Annotated in this window: 14 protein-coding genes; all 14 read right to left on the bottom strand. The window is 72.4% G+C overall.

What is annotated here, in order from left to right; translation table 11 throughout:
• A complete protein-coding gene (locus ABZ172_RS21310) occupies positions 1-1,020 on the bottom strand; it encodes a Gfo/Idh/MocA family oxidoreductase (protein WP_356885319.1) in 1,020 nt (339 codons plus the stop codon).
• Positions 1,017-2,135 (bottom strand): DegT/DnrJ/EryC1/StrS family aminotransferase, encoded by a 1,119-nt coding sequence (locus ABZ172_RS21305; RefSeq protein ID WP_356885318.1) that lies wholly within the window; start codon positions 2,133-2,135, stop codon positions 1,017-1,019. Before ABZ172_RS21305 ends, ABZ172_RS21310 begins: the two co-directional genes overlap by 4 nt.
• A gap of 209 nt (positions 2,136-2,344) precedes the next feature.
• Complete coding sequence (locus ABZ172_RS21300) at positions 2,345-6,493, bottom strand: Rne/Rng family ribonuclease (RefSeq protein WP_356885317.1); 4,149 nt, start codon at positions 6,491-6,493, stop codon at positions 2,345-2,347.
• Between the two features lie 229 nt (positions 6,494-6,722).
• A complete protein-coding gene (locus tag ABZ172_RS21295; protein WP_356885316.1) occupies positions 6,723-7,502 on the bottom strand; it encodes a TIGR03936 family radical SAM-associated protein in 780 nt (259 codons plus the stop codon).
• A gap of 377 nt (positions 7,503-7,879) precedes the next feature.
• Positions 7,880-9,805 carry a TIGR03960 family B12-binding radical SAM protein gene (locus tag ABZ172_RS21290; RefSeq protein ID WP_356885315.1) on the bottom strand — a complete coding sequence of 642 codons (1,926 nt, stop codon included), beginning with the start codon at positions 9,803-9,805 and terminating at the stop codon, positions 7,880-7,882.
• Between the two features lie 50 nt (positions 9,806-9,855).
• Entirely contained in the window at positions 9,856-11,388 is a 1,533-nt protein-coding gene (locus tag ABZ172_RS21285; protein ID WP_356885314.1) for a CYTH and CHAD domain-containing protein, read from the bottom strand.
• A gap of 51 nt (positions 11,389-11,439) precedes the next feature.
• Positions 11,440-12,633 (bottom strand): rod shape-determining protein RodA, encoded by a 1,194-nt coding sequence (gene rodA / locus ABZ172_RS21280; RefSeq protein WP_356885313.1) that lies wholly within the window; start codon positions 12,631-12,633, stop codon positions 11,440-11,442.
• On the bottom strand, positions 12,633-14,807 hold the full coding sequence (mrdA, locus tag ABZ172_RS21275; protein ID WP_356885312.1) for a penicillin-binding protein 2: 2,175 nt from the start codon (positions 14,805-14,807) through the stop codon (positions 12,633-12,635). Before mrdA ends, rodA begins: the two co-directional genes overlap by 1 nt.
• A 79-nt stretch (positions 14,808-14,886) precedes the next feature.
• Positions 14,887-15,549, bottom strand: coding sequence for a rod shape-determining protein MreD (gene mreD / locus ABZ172_RS21270; protein ID WP_356885311.1), 663 nt, complete (start codon positions 15,547-15,549; stop codon positions 14,887-14,889).
• Between the two features lie 11 nt (positions 15,550-15,560).
• Entirely contained in the window at positions 15,561-16,619 is a 1,059-nt protein-coding gene (mreC, locus tag ABZ172_RS21265; RefSeq protein WP_356885310.1) for a rod shape-determining protein MreC, read from the bottom strand.
• 97 nt (positions 16,620-16,716) lie between these two features.
• Positions 16,717-17,736, bottom strand: a complete 1,020-nt coding sequence (locus ABZ172_RS21260) for a rod shape-determining protein (protein ID WP_356885309.1) — start codon at positions 17,734-17,736, stop codon at positions 16,717-16,719.
• 292 nt (positions 17,737-18,028) lie between these two features.
• Positions 18,029-18,442 carry a nucleoside-diphosphate kinase gene (gene ndk, locus ABZ172_RS21255; RefSeq protein ID WP_356885308.1) on the bottom strand — a complete coding sequence of 138 codons (414 nt, stop codon included), beginning with the start codon at positions 18,440-18,442 and terminating at the stop codon, positions 18,029-18,031.
• 87 nt (positions 18,443-18,529) lie between these two features.
• Positions 18,530-18,898 carry a DUF4233 domain-containing protein gene (locus ABZ172_RS21250; RefSeq protein WP_356885307.1) on the bottom strand — a complete coding sequence of 123 codons (369 nt, stop codon included), beginning with the start codon at positions 18,896-18,898 and terminating at the stop codon, positions 18,530-18,532.
• Between the two features lie 3 nt (positions 18,899-18,901).
• Positions 18,902-20,425 carry a folylpolyglutamate synthase/dihydrofolate synthase family protein gene (locus ABZ172_RS21245; protein ID WP_356885306.1) on the bottom strand — a complete coding sequence of 508 codons (1,524 nt, stop codon included), beginning with the start codon at positions 20,423-20,425 and terminating at the stop codon, positions 18,902-18,904.
• Between the last annotated feature and the right edge of the window lie 89 nt (positions 20,426-20,514).

Raw genomic sequence — 20,514 nt, 5'->3', positions numbered from 1 at the left:
TCAGGCTCCACGGGACACCGCCTCCTCCGCCTCGAAGACCACGGTGCGGCCGCTGCGGGCCGAGTCGAGCAGGGAGGCGGCGACCTCCACGGTGCGCAGTCCCTGCCGCAGTGTGCAGATGTCGGACGGGAGGCCCTGGACGGCGTCCCGGAAGAGTTCGTGCTCGACGAGCAGGGGTTCGCGCTTGGGGATCGCGTAGCGGATCATGTCGCCCTCCGAGACGCCGCGGAACGCCCGCAGGGTCTCCCACTCGGTGGCGACGGAGGCGTTCGAGTAGAAGGTCAGGTCGGCGGTCAGGGTGTCGGCGACGAGGCAGCCCCGCTCGCCGGTGACCGAGGTGAACCGTTCCTTGAGCGGGCTCAGCCAGTTGACCAGGTGGTTGACCATGGTCCCGTCGGAGAGCCGGCCCACCGCGCTGACCATGTCCTCGTAGGGCCGGCCCGACTTCGACACGGTGTGGGCCGCGATGGACACGTAGCTCCGGCCGGTCATCCAGGCCGTCAGGTCGATGTCGTGGGTCGCCAGGTCCTTGATCACGCCGACGTCGGCGACGCGGTGCGGGTAGGGGCCCTGGCGCCGGGTCACCACCTGGTAGACGTCGCCGAGTTCGCCGGTCGCCAGGCGGCTGCGGAGCGAGCGCAGGGCGGGGTTGCACCGTTCGATGTGGCCGACGCCCGCCGGCAGGTTCCGTGACTCGAAGGCGTCGACGAGGCGCAGGGCGCCCTCGACGGAGTCCGCGAGCGGCTTCTCGACGAGCACGCCGACCCCGGCCTCGGCGAGTCTCAGGCCGACCTCCTCGTGCAGGCCGGTCGGGCAGGCGACGACGGCGTAGTCGATGCCCAGGGCCAGGAGGTCCTCCAGGTCGGTCAGGACGGGAGCGCCCTGGGCCCAGCCGTTCTTGTCCCCCAGCGGGTCGACGACACCGACCAGCGTGACGCCCTCCAGCGCGACGAGGACGCGGGCGTGGTGGCGGCCCATGGAGCCGAGGCCGATCAGTCCGGCCCGCAGTCCGGCGTTCACAGGGTTACCTCCAGGGCGTTGACGGCGGCGGCCACGCGGTCGAGCTCCCCCGGTGTCAGGGACGGGTGCACGGGCAGGGAGAGGACCTCGGCGGCGGCCCGTTCGGTCTCCGGGAGGGCCCAGCAGCGGCCCGCCTTCCGGTCCGGCTCCCGGTAGGGCTTCAGGCGGTGGATCGGCGTCGGGTAGTAGACCGCGTGGCCGATGCCCGCCTCGGTGAGTGCGGCCCTCGCGGCGTCCCGGCCGCCCGGGACGCGCACCGTGTACTGGTGGTAGACGTGCCGGGCGCCCTCGGCGACCGGCGGGGTCACGACCCCGGGGGCGGTGATGGCCGCGTCCAGCCGGGCCGCGTTGGCCCTGCGCCGCTCGGTCCATGCGCCGAGCCTGCCGAGCTGGACGCGGCCGACGGCGGCGGAGACGTCGGTCATCCGCATGTTGGCGCCGATGATCTCGTTGGCGTATCGCTGTTCCATGCCCTGGTTCCGCAGCAGGCGCAGGGTGCGGGCCAGTCCGGCGTCGCCCGTGGTGACCATGCCGCCCTCCAGGGCGTGCATGTTCTTGGTCGGGTAGAAGCTGAAGGCACCGCCCGCGCCGAACGCCCCGACCGGGGTGCCGTCCAGGGCGGCGCCGTGCGCCTGGCAGGCGTCCTCGACGACGGCGAGCCGGTGCGCGGCCGCGATCCGTGTCAGCCGGTCCATCGCCGCCGGATGGCCGTAGAGGTGCACCGGCATGACCGCGGCGGTGCGCGGGGTGATCGCGGCCTCCACCGCCGCCGGGTCGAGGCCGAAGCTCCCCGGCTCGATGTCGGCGAACACGGCCTCGGCGCCGGTCAGGCGTACCGCGTTCGCGGACGCCGCGAAGGAGAAGGAGGGGACGATCACCTCGTCGCCCCTGCCGATGCCCAGGGCGAGCAGGAGCAGGTGCAGGGCGGAGGTGCCGGAGTTGACCGCGACGCAGTGCCGTCCGCCGACCAGTCCGGAGAAGTCCTCCTCGAAGGCGGCGACTTCGGGGCCCTGCACGACCCGGCCGCTGCGCATCACGCGGACCACGGCCTCGATCTCGGCCTCTCCGATGACGGGACTGGCTGCGGGAACGGCCTGCTGATCGGTGCTCGTCATCGACGCCCTCCTTGAGGGGTGCGCCGTTCGCGCGCCCCTCGCCTTGCTACCTTACGAATGCATCGAATGATGACACATCAGACATATCAGTCGCAGGAATGAGCGGGCGGTGCCCGGGCGGAGGGCCACAACGCACGTGTCCCGCCCCCGGGATCCGGGAGCGGGACACGTGCGTGCGGACGAGCGTCACGCGGTCATGAGGGGTTCGCTCACTCGCTCTCCCCCGTGCGCGCGGACGCGGCCGCGGAAGGCGACGTCTGCTCGGCGGCGACGGTCTTCTTGGCCGCCGCCTTCTTCGTCGTCTTCTTCGCGGCGGTCTTCTTCGCGACCGTCTTGGCGGCGGTCTTCTTGGTGGCCGCCTTCTTGGCCGTGGCCTTCTTCGCCGTCTTGCGCGCCGCGGCCTTCTTGACCGGGGCCTCCTCGTCCGCCGCGTCGGGACCGTCGGTCCCGGGCGTGTCGGAACCGGCGACGACCACGGCCGCCGCCTCCTCGGCTCCGGTGGGCGAGCCGGCCGGAGCAGTGACCTTGCGGGTCACCCGGCGGCGGGCACGCGGCGGCGCGGCGGCAGCGGACTCCTCCGCGGCCTCCGGCGCCTCGGACGCGGCCTCCGGCGCCTCGGCGGGAGCGGGCGCCGGGGTGGCGGGAGCCGGGGCGACCGGGTCCTCGACCGCGACGGGCTCCGCCGCGGGCTCGGCCGGCTGCACCGGGGGCGTCACGTCGGCCTGCTTGGGCGAGCCCGCCGGGGCGGTCGCCTTGCGGGTCGCCCTGCGCCGCGCACGGGCCGGGGGTGCCGCCTCGGCGGCCGGCTCGGGCTGCGGCTTCTCCTCGGCCACCGGGGCCGCGGGGGCGGTCTCGGCCGCCGGGGCGGTCTCGGCCGCCGGGGCGGGCGCACCGGCCGGAGCCGTGGCCTTGCGGGTCGCGCGCCGGCGGCCACGGCCGCGGGAGGCGGCCGCCTCGGCCTCGGCCGGGCTGCTGTACAGCTCCTCGTCGGCGACGAACTCCGGCTCGGGCAGGGCCACCGGGGCGGCGACCTCGGCGGCCACCTCGGCCTCGGTCTCCGCCTCGGCCGGCTGCTCGGCGTGCGGGTGCTCCTGGCCGTGCTCGTGCTCGTGCCCGGCGCCGCGGCCGCGCTTCTTGGACCGCTTGCCGCCGCCCCCGCCGGACGCGGTGGGCTGCTCCATGTGGACGATGACACCGCGCCCGTTGCAGTGCACGCAGGTCTCGGAGAACGACTCCAGCAGCCCCTGGCCCACCCGCTTGCGGGTCATCTGGACCAGGCCCAGCGAGGTGACCTCGGCGACCTGGTGCTTCGTGCGGTCGCGCCCCAGGCACTCCAGGAGCCGGCGCAGGACCAGGTCCCGGTTGGACTCCAGCACCATGTCGATGAAGTCGACGACGACGATGCCGCCGAGGTCGCGCAGCCGCAGCTGGCGCACGATCTCCTCGGCCGCCTCCAGGTTGTTCTTGGTGACGGTCTCCTCGAGGTTGCCGCCCTGGCCGGTGAACTTGCCGGTGTTGACGTCGACGACCACCATCGCCTCGGTCTTGTCGATCACCAGCGAGCCGCCGCTGGGCAGGTAGACCTTGCGGTCCAGCGCCTTCATCAGCTGCTCGTCGATGCGGTACGTCGCGAAGACGTCGACCTCGGAGGTCCAGCGCGAGAGACGGTCCGTCAGGTCCGGTGCCACGTGCGAGACGTAGCCGTGGATGGTCTCCCAGGCGTCGTCACCGCTGACGATGACCTTCGAGAAGTCCTCGTTGAAGATGTCCCGGACGACCCGGACGGTCATGTCCGGCTCGCCGTACAGCAGCGTGGGCGCGTTGGAGCTGCTGGTGTTCTTCGCCTTCTTCCGGATCTCCTCCCACTGCTGCTGCAGCCGCTCGACGTCACGGCGCAGCTCGTCCTCGCTCGCGCCCTCGGCGGCGGTGCGCACGATGACGCCCGCGTCCTCGGGGACGATCTTCTTGAGGATGGTCTTCAGCCGGGACCGCTCGGTGTCGGGCAGCTTGCGGCTGATGCCGGTCATGGAGCCCTCGGGCACGTAGACCAGGTAGCGGCCGGGCAGCGAGACCTGGCTGGTCAGGCGGGCGCCCTTGTGGCCGATCGGGTCCTTCGTCACCTGGACGAGGACGGACTGGCCGGACTTCAGCGCGGTCTCGATGCGGCGCGGCCCGTGGGCCATGCCGAGCGCCTCGAAGTTGACCTCGCCCGCGTACAGGACGGCGTTGCGGCCCTTGCCGATGTCGACGAACGCGGCCTCCATGGACGGCAGTACGTTCTGCACCTTGCCCAGGTAGACGTTGCCGACGTAGCTGGTGGCCTGCTCCTTGTTGACGTAGTGCTCGACGAGCACGTTGTCCTCGAGGACGCCGATCTGGGTGCGCTCGCCGCTCTGGCGTACGACCATGACGCGCTCGACGGCCTCGCGACGGGCCAGGAACTCGGCCTCGGTGATGATCGGGACGCGACGGCGGCCCTGCTCACGCCCCTCGCGGCGGCGCTGCTTCTTGGCCTCCATACGGGTCGAGCCCTTGATGGACTGGACCTCGTCGAATCCGGTGCCGGGCTCGCGCTCGGCGTCCTTCTTGCGCGGCTCGCGGACCTTGACGACCGTGCGCTCCGGGTCGTCGGTGCCCGAGGCCGTGTCCTCGCCGGAGGCGTCCCCGCTGCGGCGGCGACGGCGACGGCGGCGACGGCTGCTGCTGGATCCGGAGGAGGACTCGTGCTCGTCGTCCTCGTCGTCGTCGTGCGCCTGCTGCGGCTCCTCGTCGGAGTGGTCCGCGGCGCTGTCCTCGCGCTGCTGCTCGTCGTCCGCGTCGTTGGCCTCGCCGCGACGGCGGCGACGGCCTCCACGGCGGCGGCGGCGCGAGGGCCGGTCCCCGTACTCGTCCGTGTCGTCGCCCTCGTGCTCGGCGTCCGTCTCGGACTCCTGGCCTTCCTCGGCGGTGTCGGCGGCCGGCTCGGCCGGAAGCGTGACCGGGGTGGCGGCGGGCTCGGTCTCGACGGCCTCGCCACGGCGGCGCCGACGGCGGCGCGAACCGCCCTGGGGGGCGGACTCGGACTCGGCGGGGGCGGACTCACCGGTCTGCACGGCCTCGGCCCTGCGCGGCGCGCGGTCCGGGGTCCTCTGCTCCTCGGCCTCCTCGCGCTCGTCGTGCGCGGGGGTGGCGGCCGCCGCGGCGGCCGCGGACTCCGGGGTCTGGAACATCGGCTCGGCGAAGACCGGGGCCTGGAACACGGCCACGGCGGGGCGCGTCGCGCGACGGCTCCTGCGGGCCGGCTCCTCGGCCTTGCCGGTGAACTCGGGGCGGCCCGCGGCGGCGGTGGCCCGACGGCGCTGGCGGCCTCGCGGCGCGGCCTCCTCGACCTGCTCGGTCTCGGTGGCCAGCTCCTCGGCGACGGCGGCGGGAAGGCTCTCGGCCTGCTCGGCCGCCGCCTCCTCGGTGGACTGCGGGGAACCGGCGGGCGCGGTCGCCTTGCGGGACGCGCGACGGCGGCCCCGGGCCGGCGGTGCGGCCTCGGCCGACTCCTCGGCGCGGTCGGACTGCTCGGCGGGGACGGGCTCGGCGGCCGTCGCCGCCGGGGCCTCGGCGGTCTCCGCGCCCTGGGGCGCACCGGCAGGGGCCGACGCACGGCGGCGGCTGCGGCCCCGGGGGGCGGCGGCCACGGGTTCGGCGGCGGCATCCGCGGCGGGCTCGGGTGCCTTCACGGGCTCGGTGACCGCGGTGTCCTGCGCGACGGCCTCGGCCTGCTGCGGCGCGCCCGCGGGAGAGGTGGCCTTCCGGGTGGCGCGGCGGCGACCGCGCGGGGCCTCCTCGACCGGGGCCTCCACGACGGCGGCCTCGGTGGGCTCCTCGGTCTCCTCGGCCTCCTCCTCGGCGGGGGCGGTCTCGGCGACCGGCTCCACGACCTCGGCGGCCTGCGGCGCACCCGCCGGAGCGGTCGCCTTGCGGACCGCACGACGGCGCGCACGCGCGGGCGGCGCGGCCTCGGCGGTCTCCGCGGGCTCGGTGGTCCGCGCGGGCTCCTCCTCGGCGGGGGCGGTCTCGGCGACCGATTCCACGACCTCGGCGGCCTGCGGCGCACCCGCCGGAGCGGTGGCCTTGCGGACCGCACGGCGGCGGGGACGCGCGGGCGGCGCGGCCTCGGCCGCGGGCTCGGCGATGTCCTCGGCGGCGGCCGGCGCGGCCGGCGTGACGTCCTCGGTGGCGGCCGCACCCGGCGCGCCCGACGGCGGACCGGCGGGGCGGGAGGCGGCGCGGCGCCTGCGGCGCGGCGGCAGCTTGTCCCCGGGTGCGTTGTTGTCTTCCGCGTTCGCGGAGTTTCCGGTGGTACCGGATTCGTTCTGCTCGTGCATGCGGGCGGTTCTCCCGTCGCGCTCCCGGGCGCCGCGCCTGGTTCCGGTCCGGCGCGATTCGCGTGATGTGCGCGATACCGCCGTCCGGGGCGCGGGCGCCGCACGGGAGCTGATGTCTGGCTCGCCGGTTCCGTACGTGCTGCGCACGGCCTGGCGAAAGTCTTATGGGGCGGTGCGCGGCCCGACCCAGGTGGCTCCCGAGTCCGAGGGCTGCGCTACGACGACCGCCTTACGCGGAACCTGCACCTTCCGGCGCCGCCGCGGCGGCTGCCGGATCGGCTGTGTCCACGGCCGGGGCTGCCTCGCGGTCGGGCGCGAGCGGGTCGGTCACCGTGCCGGGCTCTTCGTCGAAGGGCCCCTGCGCCAGCCTGGTCACCGCTGCGGGGACCGGCGGCGTGAGGTCGGCCACGGCTCGGAGACCGGACAGGACGTCGTCGGGTCGCACGGCAGGTGTCACGTGCCGCACTACCAGCCGCAGTATCGCACAGGGCCTGTCCCCGGACCTATCAGGCTGTGGATCGAGCGCCCTGAGGTCGACGACGGCCGCGCGGGCGTCGAAGGTCCGCACGCCGTTCTTGGCGCGGCGCTGGACCTCGACGGCCTCGGCGCCCATGAAGGCGGCGACGGCCTTCTCCGCCTCCTCGGCGCCGACCCCGTCCAGCCGCATCTCCCACACGGAGGCGGTGAGCCGGTCGGCGAGGCCGGAGGTGCGGGCCTCCACAGCGTCGATCACGTCGAGGCCGTCCGGCATCGACGCGTCCAGGAGTGCGCGGAGGGTCGCCGGATCCCGCGCCTCGGTGAGGGCGATCTCCAGGAACTCGGCCTCACTGCCGGTGCCCGTGGGGGCGGCGTTGGCGTACGACACCTTCGGGTGCGGGGTGAAACCCGCCGAGTAGGCCATGGGCACCTCGGAGCGGCGCAGCGCCCGCTCGAAGGCACGCTGGAAGTCTCGGTGACTGGTGAACCGGAGGCGGCCCCGCTTGGTGTAGCGCAGTCGGATGCGCTGCACCGCCGGTGCGGGCGGCGGGCCTTCGGGCTGTCGCTTGCCCAGTGGTTCTTCTCCTCGGTGCGGGGCGGCCGCGTCGGCGTGCCGCCCACGAAGTACGGGGTGCCCCGGGGTGCCGCTCCGGCTCACCCCCGCCCGGCGGTTGCCGACGGGCGGGGAGATCTCGGGCGCGGGCGCCGCGCAGGGGACAGTCCTTGTCCTACCCAGCGTACGCGCAGCCGACCCTCCGCGTTTCCCCGCCTCGGTGACCTGCGGCGCTCCGGCCGGGTGCGGCGGGCGGTCCGGGCCGGAAGGACCCGGAAAGACACGGACGCCCGGCCCGGGGTCTCCCGGGCCGGGCGTCCGTCACCGGCTGCCGCCCCGCGGAGGGCGGCGGGGTCCTACTTGACGACGGTCAGCGGCAGGAGCTTCTTGCCGGTGGGGCCGATCTGGATGTCCAGGTCGAGCTGCGGGCACACGCCGCAGTCGAAGCAGGGGGTCCAGCGGCAGTCCTCGACCTCGGTCTCGTCGAGCGAGTCCTGCCAGTCCTCCCAGAGCCAGTCCTTGTCGAGGCCGGAGTCCAGGTGGTCCCAGGGCAGGACCTCCTCGTAGGTCCGCTCGCGGGTGGTGTACCAGTCGACGTCCACGCCGAAGCCGGGGAGCGTCTTCTCGGCGCTCCTCATCCAGAGGTCGTAGCTGAAGTGCTCGCGCCAGCCGTCGAAGCGGCCGCCGGACTCGTACACCTCGCGGATGACGGCGCCCACGCGGCGGTCGCCGCGGGAGAGCAGTCCCTCGACGATGCCGGGCTTGCCGTCGTGGTAGCGGAAGCCGATGGAGCGGCCGTACTTCTTGTCGTCGCGGATCTTGTCCCGGAGCTTCTTCAGCCGGGCGTCGGTGTCCTCGGCGCTGAGCTGCGGGGCCCACTGGAAGGGCGTGTGGGGCTTGGGCACGAAGCCGCCGATGGAGACGGTGCAGCGGATGTCGTTCTGCCCGGAGACCTCACGGCCCTTGGCGATCACGTTGACCGCCATGTCGCCGATCTGGAGGACGTCCTCGTCGGTCTCGGTGGGCAGGCCGCACATGAAGTACAGCTTCACCTGGCGCCAGCCGTTGCCGTAGGCGGTGGAGACCGTGCGGATCAGGTCCTCCTCCGAGACCATCTTGTTGATGACCTTGCGCATGCGCTCGGAGCCGCCCTCGGGGGCGAAGGTGAGGCCGGACCTGCGGCCGTTGCGCGTCAGCTCGTTGGCCAGGTCCACGTTGAAGGCGTCGACACGGGTGGAGGGCAGCGAGAGCCCGATCTTGTCGTCCGTGTAGCGGTCGGCGAGGCCCTTGGCGATGTCACCGATCTCGCTGTGGTCCGCGGAGGAGAGCGACAGGAGGCCGACCTCCTCGAAACCGGTGGCCTTGAGCCCCTTGTCCACCATCTCGCCGATGCCGGTGATGCTCCGCTCCCGCACGGGGCGCGTGATCATGCCGGCCTGGCAGAACCGGCAGCCGCGGGTGCAGCCGCGGAAGATCTCCACGGACATCCGCTCGTGGACGGTCTCGGCGAGGGGGACGAGCGGCTGCTTCGGGTACGGCCACTCGTCGAGGTCCATCACGGTGTGCTTGGACACCCGCCACGGCACACCGGACTTCTTGGGCACGACGCGGCCGATGCGGCCGTCGGGGAGGTACTCGACGTCGTAGAAGCCGGGGACGTAGACGCCGCCCGTCCTCGCGAGGCGGAACAGCACCTCCTCACGGCCGCCGGGACGGCCCTCCGCCTTCCAGGCGCGGACGATCTCGGTGATCTCCAGCACGGCCTGCTCGCCGTCGCCGATGACGGCGCAGTCGATGAAGTCCGCGATCGGCTCGGGGTTGAACGCGGCGTGGCCGCCCGCCAGCACGATCGGGTGGTCGACGGTGCGGTCCTTGGACTCCAGCGGGATGCCCGCGAGGTCCAGGGCCGTGAGCATGTTGGTGTAGCCCAGCTCGGTGGAGAAGCTGAGGCCGAACACGTCGAAGGCGCCGACGGGGCGGTGGCTGTCCACGGTGAACTGCGGCACCGCGTGCTCGCGCATCAGCTCCTCGAGGTCCGGCCACACGCTGTACGTGCGCTCGGCGAGAACGCCCTCGCGTTCGTTGAGCACCTCGTACAGGATCATGACGCCCTGGTTGGGGAGTCCGACCTCGTAGGCGTCCGGGTACATGAGTGCCCAGCGGACGTCGCACGCGTCCCACGGTTTGACGGTGGAGTTCAGCTCACCGCCGACGTACTGAATGGGCTTCTGCACATGCGGGAGCAGAGCTTCGAGCTGTGGGAAGACCGACTCGGCAGACATCTGAGGACCTTCGTAGCTGGCAGGGGTGACCACCAAGCGTAACCCGGTGCTCAGCCTTCCAGCGCCGCGCGGAGTCCCGGGCGCGACGCCCGCGCCCAGACCCCGGGCAGCTCGCGTTCGCGTGCGTCGGCCGCCGCCTCCTCCCGGCCGTGGAGGACGCCCCAGGTGAAGGCGGACTCCCCCGCGTCGTGCGCCTGGACGGCGAGGGCGAGCAGGGCGTCCCGGGCGACGACGCTGTCCTGGTGGTCGCCGAGGAGCGACTGCAGGGACTTCATCCGCCCGGCGAACCGCGCGGCCGGCCGGCCCAGAGCGGGCTCCGCGGCCTCGGCGGCGTAGCGGACGCGCTTGGCGGCCTTGCGCGCCTCGTGCACGGCCACGTCGCGCTCCGGGCCGGCCGGCCGGTCCAGGGCGTGGGTGACGCGGCCGGCGAGGCGTTCGTAGTCCGCGAGGACGGCGCGGGGCAGGACCTCCCGAGGGGCCCGCCCGGCCGCGGGGCGCAGCGGCGGGTCGGCGAGGAGGGCGTCCAGCGCGTCCAGCAGGTCGAGATGACGCCCGGAGTCGAGCGCGGCGAGGACCCGCCGCCGGGAGGCGGTGCGCCCGGCCGCGGAGCCGAGCCGCAGCCGGGCCTCCACGGGGCCCAGCACCAGGCGGGGCGGGAGCGCGGCGAGGCGGGAGCCGAGCCGGGCGTCGAGGACCTCCCGGTCGCGGTCCACGCCCAGCTCGCCGGCGAGCCATGCGAGCTCCTCGCGGAGCGGGTCGGTGGCGGCCCGGTCGAGCACCGCGCGGTACGTCCGCAGGACGCTGCGCAGCCGGCGGGTGGCGACCCGCATGCGGTGGACGCCGTCGGGCAGTTCACGGCGCACGGCGGGGTCGAGCGCGACGAGTGCGGTGACCTGGCGGCGTACGTACGCGAGCACGCAGGAGCCGGCGGTGGCGGGGACGGGAGCCTCGTCCGTGGGCCGGCGCCCTGGTCCGGGCGGGGCGGTCCCGGCCAGGGCCCTGGCCGGCTCGGAGGGTGCGGCTTCCGGGCGGATCCCGGCCTTGCGCAGCCGTCGCCCGACGGCGTCCAGGAGGGCGGGGTCGACGCCGTCGGCCAGTTCGACCTCGATCTCGGTCCACGTCGCGGTGGCACCCCGCCCGTCCTCGGTGAGGCGCTCGGCGCGGACCTCGTCGACGCTGAGCTCGGCCAGCAGGGCGCCTTCGCCGTCGAGGAGGTGGTGGACGTCCCGGGTGGAGCGGATGCGGACGACGGGGTGCACCGCGGCGCGGCGCACCCGGGAGCGGAGCAGGGCGCCGAGCACGGGGGGCAGGGTGTCGGCGAGCGGGGCCCGGATCTCGTCGCGGACGCCGGCGGAGACGGGGATCTCGAGGTGCCATCCGGCGTCGTCCCCGCCGGTCCTGCGCCGAAGCGTGAGGGAGTCCGCGGCGAGCCGGAGATCCTCGGTGTCGTAGTAGACGGCGTCGAGCTCGGCCGGGCCCCGGTGGACGACGGCCGAGACCCCGGCCGCACGGGTCAGGTCCGGCAGCCGGGTCCCGGGCGTCGCTCGGTACTTCCGCCCGACCTCACGCTTCGAGTCCGCCATGGGGCGAATCTATCCGTGATGTCCGGGGTTCGGCAGGGTGGTGCGCGCCGCTCAGGCCGACATCGGCCGTTGCACCTTGATCGACTGGAGCAGCCCGATCGCCACCCACACGGCGAACATCGACGAGCCTCCGTAGGACACGAACGGCAGGGGCAGGCCGGCCACCGGCATGATGCCGAGGGTCATGCCGATGTTCTCGAAGGACTGGAAGGCGAACCAGGCGATGATGCCGGCCGCCACGACCGTGCCGTACAGCTCGGTCGTCCCGCGGGCGATGCGGCAGGCCCGCCACAGGACGACGCCGAGCAGGAAGATGATCAGCCCGGCGCCGAGGAAGCCGAGCTCCTCGCCCGCGACGGTGAAGACGAAGTCGGTCTGCTGCTCGGGGACGAACTGCCCGGTCGTCTGCGATCCGTTGAAGAGCCCGGTGCCGGTGAGGCCGCCGGAACCGATGGCGATGCGGGCCTGGTTGGTGTTGTAGCCGACGCCGGCCGGGTCGAGTGCCGGGTTGGCGAAGGCCGCGAAGCGGGCGATCTGGTAGTCGTCGAGGACGCCGAGCTGCCAGACGGCCACCGCGCCGGCCGCGCCCGCGCCGAGGAGTCCGAAGACCCAGCGGTTGGACGCGCCCGAGGCGAGGAGCACACCGAGCACGATGACGGCCATGACCATGACCGAACCGAGGTCGGGCATCAGCATGACCACGGCCATCGGGACGAGTGCCAGGCCGAGGGCCTTGCCGACGGTCCGGTGGTCAGGGTGCAGCTGGTCGCCCGCGTCGACCCGGGCGGCGAGCAGCATCGCCATGCCCAGGATGATCGTGATCTTGGTGAACTCGGAGGGCTGGAGGGAGAAACCGCCGGGAAGGAGGATCCAGGCGTGCGCGCCGTTGACGGTGGCGCCCAGCGGGGTCAGGACCAGCAGGACGAGCAGGACCGACAGTCCGTAGAGGACCGGCACCGCTCCCCTCAGCGTGCGGTGCCCGAGCCAGATGGTGCCGATCATCAGCGCGAGGCCGATCCCGGTGTTCAGGGCGTGCCGGAAGAGGAAGAAGTACGGATCGCCGTGCGTGAGGGAGTCCCGGCCCCGGGTCGCCGACCAGACGAGCAGCGAGCCGACGAAGGACAGCGCCAGGGACGATCCCAGCAGGGGCCAGTCCAGCCGCCGCACGACGGAGTCGCGGGCGGTGAGCTTGGCCCAGAGGGAGCGGTCCTCGGGGCCGTAGCGGGGGACGGAGAACCCGGCCATCAGTCACGCCTCCCGACGGCCACGGGCAGGGCGCCCGCGAGTGCCTGGGTGCCGTCGTCCGCGGGCGCGGGGGTGTACGGCCGGATCTTCGGGGACTCGATCTGGCCGTCCGGCTTGATCTTGGGCAGGGCCTTCTGGGGCTTGGGCAGCAGCGCCTTCTTGAGGTCCTGCTTGCCGGAGGCGTCGAGCCCGTAGAGCGCGTTGTAGATGTTGCGCACGGCGGGGCCGGAGGCGCCGGAGCCCGTACCACCCTGGGAGATCGTCATGACGATCGAGTAGTCCTTGGTGTACGTGGCGAACCATGAGGTCGTCTGCTTGCCGTAGACCTCGGCCGTTCCCGTCTTGGCGTGCATCGGGATCTTGTCCTGGGGCCATCCGCCGAACCGCCAGGCGGCGCTGCCCCGGGTCGCGACTCCCGCGAGGGCTTCGTCTATCTCGTCGCGGGTGTCTCCCTTGAAGGGGAGCTTGCCGTGGGCCTGGGGGGCGATCTCCTGGACGGTTCTGCCGTCGCCGCTGATGATCGCCTTGCCGACGGTCGGGTCGTACAGGGTGCCGCCGTTGGAGATCGCGGCGTAGATGGTCGCCATCTGGATCGGGGTGACGAGCGTGTCGCCCTGCCCGATGGAGTAGTTGACGGAGTCACCGGCACGCATCTTGTTGCCCTCGACGCAGCCTTCGTACGCGATCTTCTCGACGTACGTGCCGTCCTTCTTGCCCTGCTTGCACCAGGACGCCTTGTTGGCGTCGTAGAAGCTCTGCTTCCACTGGCGGTCGGGGACGCGGCCGGCGACCTCGTTGGGGAGGTCGATGCCGGTCTCCTTGCCCAGGCCGAACTGGTGGGCCGTCTTGTAGAACCAGTCGGAGGGGCTCTTCTTCGGCTTGTTGCCGCCGTCCTTCTGCCACTCCTGGTGCGCCAGGCTGTAGTAGACGGTGTCGCAGGAGACCTCCAGGGCGCGGCCGATGCTGATGCTGCCGTAGCCCTGGGACTCGAAGTTCTTGAAGGTCTGGCCGCCGATGGAGTACGAGCTGGGGCAGGGGTAGTTGCCGTCGAAGGCGTATCCGGCGTTGACCGCGGCGGTCGAGGAGACGACCTTGAAGATCGACCCGGGGGCCGCCGTGCCCTGGATGGCCCGGTTGAGCAGCGGGAAGTTGGACTTCTTGCCGGTCAGCTTGGCGTAGTCCTTGGCGGAGATGCCGCCGATCCAGGCGTTGGGGTCGTACGTCGGCAGGGACGCCATGGACACGATGCGGCCGGTCTTGGACTCCATGACGACGACGGCCCCGGAGTCGGCCTTGTAGAGCTCGTTGGTGTTGCGGTCCATCTCGGTGCGGGCGATCTCCATGGCCTTGTTCAGCTCGTACTCGGCGACGGCCTGGACCCGTGCGTCGATGGAGGTGACCACGCTGGCGCCGGCCTCGGCCTCGTCGTTCTGCGCCTGGCCGATGACGCGGCCGAGGTTGTCGACCTCGTAGCGGGTGACGCCGGCCTTGCCGCGCAGTTCCTTGTCGTACGTGCGCTCCAGTCCGGAGCGGCCGACCTGGTCGGAGCGGAGGTAGGGCGAGTCGGTGTCCTGGGCCTGGGTGACCTCGTCGTCGGTGACGGGCGAGAGGTAGCCGAGGACCTGCGCGGTGTTGGCCTTGCCGGGGGCGGCGTAGCGGCGCACGGCGGTGGGCTCGGCGGTGATGCCGGGGAAGTCCTCGGCACGCTCGCGGATCGTGAGGGCCTGCTGGGTGGTGGCCTCGTCGGTGACCGGGATCGGCTGGTAGGGCGAGCCGTTCCAGCAGGGCTGCGGGGTCTTGGCGTCGCAGAGCCGGACCTTGTCCAGGACGTCCCTGGGCTTCATGTCCAGGACTCCGGCGAGCCGGGTGAGGACGCCGACGCCGTCGTCCTTCATCTTCATCAGCTCGGTGCGGCTCGCGGAGACGACGAGGCGTGTCTCGTTGTCCGCGAGCGGCACACCGCGCGCGTCGAGGATCGCGCCGCGGACGGCGGGCTGCACGACCTGCTGGACGTGGTTGTTCTTCGCCTCGTCGGTGTACTCCTGGCCGTTGCGGATCTGGAGGTACCAGAGCCGGCCGCCGAGCGTCAGGAGCAGGGAGAAGACGAGGACCTGGATGACGACGAGACGGATCTGGACCCTCGGGGTCCGGCCCGTCTCCGGAATGTTGCTCACGGGGCGCCCCCGGTGGTGGTGGGACGGCCGGGGACACCGGGGCGGACGCCCCCGGTGGCCGGCCGGTGCCGGTACGAGCTCACAGTCGCTTGACCCCCTTGATCCTTCCTGCACGTGCGGCGCGGCCCCGGGCGGCCCGCAGCCGCATGCCGCCGCGCTGGCTGCCGATCCGCAGCCCGGTACCGGAGGCCAGCCAGCCGGCGGCGACGTCGCCGCTGCCGGAACTGTCGGCGACCGGGTCGTTCTCGGTACGTCTGGCGAGCGCCATGATCAGCGGGACGGTGAACGGCGCGAGGAGCAGGTCGTACACGACGGCGCTCAGCAGCAGGCCGCCCAGGCCCACGTGGCGGGCGGCCGTGTCGCCGACCAGGGAGCCGACACCGGCGTACAGCAGGGTCGAGCCGAGCGCGGCGGCGACGACGAAGGCCATCGGGGTGAAGGCCGACTTCAGCTGGCCGGTCTCGGGGCGTGCCATGCCGGCGACGTAGCCGATGACGCAGAGGACCAGGGCGTAGCGCCCGGCCGCGTGGTCGGCGGGCGGTGCCAGGTCGGCGAGGAGGCCCGCGCAGAAGCCGATCAGGGCGCCGCTGACCGGCCCGTACACGAAGGCGAGTCCGAGGACGACGAGGAGCAGCAGGTCGGGGGTGGCGCCGGGGAGCTGGAGGCGGGCGAGGACGGACACCTGGATGACGAGGGCGACCACGACCAGGGCGGCGGAGAGCAGCGTCCGGTTGATACGCATGGGGATCAGCTCTATTCCTGCTCGTTCGCCGCGCCGTCGGCGGCCGGATCGGCGTTGCCGGTGGCGTTCGGGGAAGCACCCGGGGAGGCGGCGGCACCGGGGGTCTCGTTGACGTTCCCGACCACCTTCCCGCTGCCGTCGACGAGGTCGCCGTTCGGCTGGACGGTGACGGTGACCGTCGGGGTGGGCTTGGGCTTCGCCGGCTTCTTGGGCTGGGCCGGGAGGACCATGTCGCGGGGGTCCGCGCGGGGCGCCTGGACGACGATGCCCACGATGTCGAGCTTGGTGAAGCCGACGAACGGCCGGACGGAGACCGTCCGGGTCAGGTCGCCGCCCGAGGGGTCGACCCGGACGACCTCGCCGACGGGCACGCCCGGGACGAAGGGCTTGTCCTTGCTGGAGCCGAAGGTGACCAGCCGGTCGCCCTTCTTCACCTCGGCCTTGCCGTTGAGGAACTGGACCGAGAGCGGCCGGGCCCCCTGTCCGGTGGCGAAGCCGAGCTCGTCGGTCTTCTCCAGCCGGGTGCCCACGGTGAAGTCGGGGTCGTTGGCCAGCAGGACGGTCGCGGTGTTCGGCCCGACGGTGGTGACCCGGCCGACGAGCCCCTCGCCGTTCAGTACGGTCATGTCGCGCTGGAGGCCGTCGTCGGCCCCGGCGTCGATGGTGATGGTCCAGGAGAAGCCCTGGGCCGCTCCTATGGCGATGACCTGGGCGGCCTTGATGCCGTACTGGCCGGCCCCGGCGCTCTTCAGCATGGTGTCGAGCTGACGGACCTTGCTGGTGTTGCGGTCGTCGCTGCCGAGCTTGGTCTTCAGTGCGGCGTTCTCGTGCTCCAGGGCGGCGATCCGGTCGTGCCGGTCACCGGAGTCCCGTACGGCGCCGATGGCGTTGCCCACCGGATCGACCGCTGCCGCCACGCCGTTCTCGACCGGTCCGAAGACCGTGGCGGCGGCCTGCCGGGCTCCGTCCACCGGTGACGCCTCGCCACCGCGGATATCCACCGTGATCAAGGCGAATGCGATGGCGATCAGCAGCACCAGGAGCAGCCGGCTCTCTCGTGTGTCCCTCACGTGCGGCGGCCGTGCCTTCCTCGTCGGAATGTTCGTGCCTGTATACCAACGTTCCGCCGTACGGGACGGCAGTGCCCGTACGGCGGAACATCGTGTCCTACCGTCGCGGCTGGGCGTCCAGCACCTGCTGGAGCGCCTCGAACTCCTCGACGCACTTGCCGGATCCGAGGGCCACCGAGTCCAGCGGGTCCTCGGCGATGTGGATCGGCATGCCGGTCTCGTGGCGCAGCCGCTCGTCGAGCCCGCGCAGGAGCGCGCCGCCGCCGGTGAGGACGATGCCGCGGTCCATCACGTCGCCCGAGAGCTCCGGCGGGCACTTGTCGAGCGTCGTCTTCACGGCGTCGACGATCGCGTTGACCGGCTCCTCGATGGCCTTGCGGACCTCGGTCGCGGAGATGACCACGGTCTTGGGCAGGCCCGAGACCAGGTCGCGGCCGCGGATCTCGGTGTGCTCGTCCTTGTCCATCTCGTACGCGGAACCGATCGTGATCTTGATCTGTTCGGCGGTGCGCTCACCGAGGAGGAGGGAGTACTCCTTCTTGATGTGCTGGATGATCGCGTTGTCCAGTTCGTCACCGGCGACCCGGATCGACTGGGCCGTCACGATGCCGCCGAGCGAGATCACGGCGACCTCGGTGGTGCCGCCACCGATGTCGACGACCATGTTGCCGGTGGCCTCGTGGACGGGCAGGCCGGAGCCGATGGCCGCGGCCATGGGCTCCTCGATGATGTGCACCTGACGCGCGCCCGCCTGCGTCGACGCCTCGATGACGGCGCGCCGCTCGACCCCTGTGATGCCGGAGGGCACACAGACGACGACCCGCGGGCGGGCCAGGTAGCGGCGCTTGTGGATCTTCAGGATGAAGTAGCGGAGCATGCGCTCCGTGATCTCGAAGTCGGCGATCACGCCGTCCTTCAGGGGCCGCACGGCGACGATGTTGCCCGGTGTGCGGCCGATCATCTTCTTTGCCTCGGCGCCGACCGCCAGGATTCCGCCGGTGTTGGTGTTGATGGCCACGACGGACGGCTCGTTCAGAACGATGCCGCGCCCCCTGACGTACACCAGCGTGTTGGCAGTCCCGAGGTCGATAGCCATGTCACGGCCGATGAACGACATTGAGTTCCCCTTGTTCCCCATGAGGATGCGTCGGGCCTTCCCAAGAAGCGAAGAATGGCTTGTTTTTGGTAGGCGAGGTGGGCGCTGTGGGCGTGGAAGCTTCCATCGTAGTGCCGTACGCACGGACACAGCGCGAGGGTCCTTCGCCGTGGCGGGCGGAACGGCTGCCCGTCCCACCCATGCTGACGTTACGTCGAAGGGATGCGTTCCCGCGACATCGGCGCCCATACCGGGAGGCGACCGAATTACTTCGGTCGCCCCAGGTCATGAGCGCTGATCGGGGGAGCCGACGTCAGGAAAGGCCGGGAAAGAAAAGCTTGAGTTCTCGCTCCGCGGACTCCTCGGAGTCCGAGGCGTGGATGAGGTTCTCCCTGGTGATCGTGCCGAAGTCACCGCGGATGGACCCGGGCGCGGCGGCGATCGGGTCGGTGGGACCGGCCAGGGCACGGACGCCCTCGATCACCCGCTCGCCTTCGGCCACCAGAGCGACGACGGGTCCGGAGGCCATGAACTCGACCAGCGGCTCGTAGAACGGACGGCCCTTGTGCTCACCGTAGTGCTGCTCCAGGGTCGCCTGGTCGAGCGTGCGCAGCTCCAGCGCGGTGATCGTCCAGCACGCCTTGCGTTCGATGCGGCCGACGATCTCGCCGATCAGCCCGCGCCGGACGGCGTCGGGCTTGAGAAGGACGAGGGTGCGCTGCGTCATGTGCGGCTCCTTGGAGACTTTCGGGTGCGGGTCGAGGGCGAGGTTACAGGGCTGCGGCGACCGGCCTGCGACCGGGCTCACGCTGCGTCATCCTCGGGCCGGAGCCTCCGCGCTCTCCTGCGCCTCGGCCTGCGCCGCCCACCGCGCCTTCGCCTCGTCGATCCTGCGGCCGTAGTGCACCGAGGCCCACCACAGCGCGGCGAAGACCACCCCGAGGATGAACATCATCGGGACGAAGAAGCCGCTCAGCACCAACAGGATCTGGAGCACCCAGCCGAGCTGGATCCCGCCGGGCCGGGTGATGACCCCGCAGAGCAGGACGGAGAGCAGCATGCCGATGCCGCAGACCGTCCAGACCGTCCCCATGGACATGCCGTCGGACTTCATCGCGACCAGCCCGGCGAAGCCGATGACGAAGAACTCGCCGATCAGTGTCGAAGCACAGAGCGTACGCACAGGTCAGCGCCTTCCCAGAAGCAGCCGGGCCTCGCCGACCGTGATCACGGAACCGGTCACCAGGACTCCGGCGCCCGCGTATTCGGCCTCTTCCTCGGCGAGGGTGATCGCCGCCTCCAGGGCGTCGTCCAGGCGCGGCTCGACCTGCACGCGCTCGTTGCCGAAGACCTCGACCGCGACCGCGGCGAGCGCGTCCACGTCCATCGCCCGCGGGCTGGAGTTCTGGGTGACGACGATCTCGGCGAAGATCGGCTCGAAGGCTTCCAGGAGCCCCCGGACGTCCTTGTCGCCGCTCGCGCCCACGACCCCGATCAGCCGGGAGAAGCTGAACGCCTCGGAGATCCCTTCGGAGGCGGCCAGCGCTCCGGCCGGGTTGTGCGCCGCGTCCAGGACGACGGTCGGGCTGGAGCGGACGACCTCCAGGCGGCCCGGCGAGAGGACGGACCGGAAGGCCGTGCGGACCGTCTCCACGTCGAGGCTGCGGGCCTGCTCCGCGCCGATGCCGAAGAACGCCTCGACGGCGGCGAGCGCGACCACGGCGTTGTGCGCCTGGTGCGCGCCGTAGAGCGGCAGGAAGATGTCGTCGTACTCGCCGCCCAGGCCCCGCAGGGTGAGCAGCTGGCCGCCGACCGCGACCTCGCGGGAGACGATCCCGAACTCCATGCCCTCGCGGGCGACCGTGGCGTCCACCTCGACGGCCTTCTTCAGCATCACCTGCGCGGCGTCGACCGGCTGCTGGGCCAGGATCACCGTCGCGTCCTGCTTGACGATGCCGGACTTCTCACCGGCGATCTCGGCCGGGGTGGTGCCGAGGCGGTCGGTGTGGTCCAGGGAGATGGGGGTGACGACGGCGACCGAGGCGTCGATGACGTTCGTCGCGTCCCAGGTGCCCCCCATGCCGACCTCGACGACCGCGACGTCGACCGGCGCGTCGGCGAAGGCGGCGTACGCCATGCCGGTGAGCACCTCGAAGAAGGAGAGCCGGTAGGGCTGCTGGGCGTCGACCATCTCGACGTACGGCTTGACGTCCGCGTACGTCTCGACGAAGCGCTCGGCCGCGATCGGGGCGCCGTCCAGGCTGATCCGCTCGGTGATCGACTGGACGTGCGGGGAGGTGTAGCGGCCGGTGCGGAGGTCGAGGGCGTTCAGCAGGGCCTCGATCATGCGGGCCGTGCTGGTCTTGCCGTTCGTCCCCGTGATGTGGATCGAGGGGTAGGCGCGCTGCGGCTCGCCCAGCACGTCCATCAGGGCCGCGATCCGGGTCACCGAGGGTTCGAGCTTGGTCTCGCCCCAGCGGCCGGCGAGCTCCTGCTCCACCTCGCGCAGCGCCCGGTCGGTCTCGGGGTCGGCGGGGCGGTCCGGGACCGCCTCGCCCTGCGGCGGCCCCGACTGGGTGCGCAGCGTGCGGCTCCCGGCCTCGATCACCGCCAAATCGGGATCGCGCTGGGTCTCCTCGTCGACGATCTCCGCGAAGGTGTCGTCGGGATCGGACGCGTCGTGCCGGTCTGAAGGGCGGGGCTCACTCACGGGGCCAGTCTACGGATGGCCGCCGGCATCGCGCGCAGCGCCCGGCGCCGCGCTCCCCCGCGCACGGCGGAGCCCCCGCGCGCCCGGCC

It is taken from the genome of Streptomyces sp. NPDC006296 (assembly GCF_040613235.1).
Classification (GTDB): domain Bacteria; phylum Actinomycetota; class Actinomycetes; order Streptomycetales; family Streptomycetaceae; genus Streptomyces.
The sequence above is the reverse complement of the archived record's forward strand: the minus strand, read 5'-3'. Positions and strand labels throughout refer to the sequence as shown.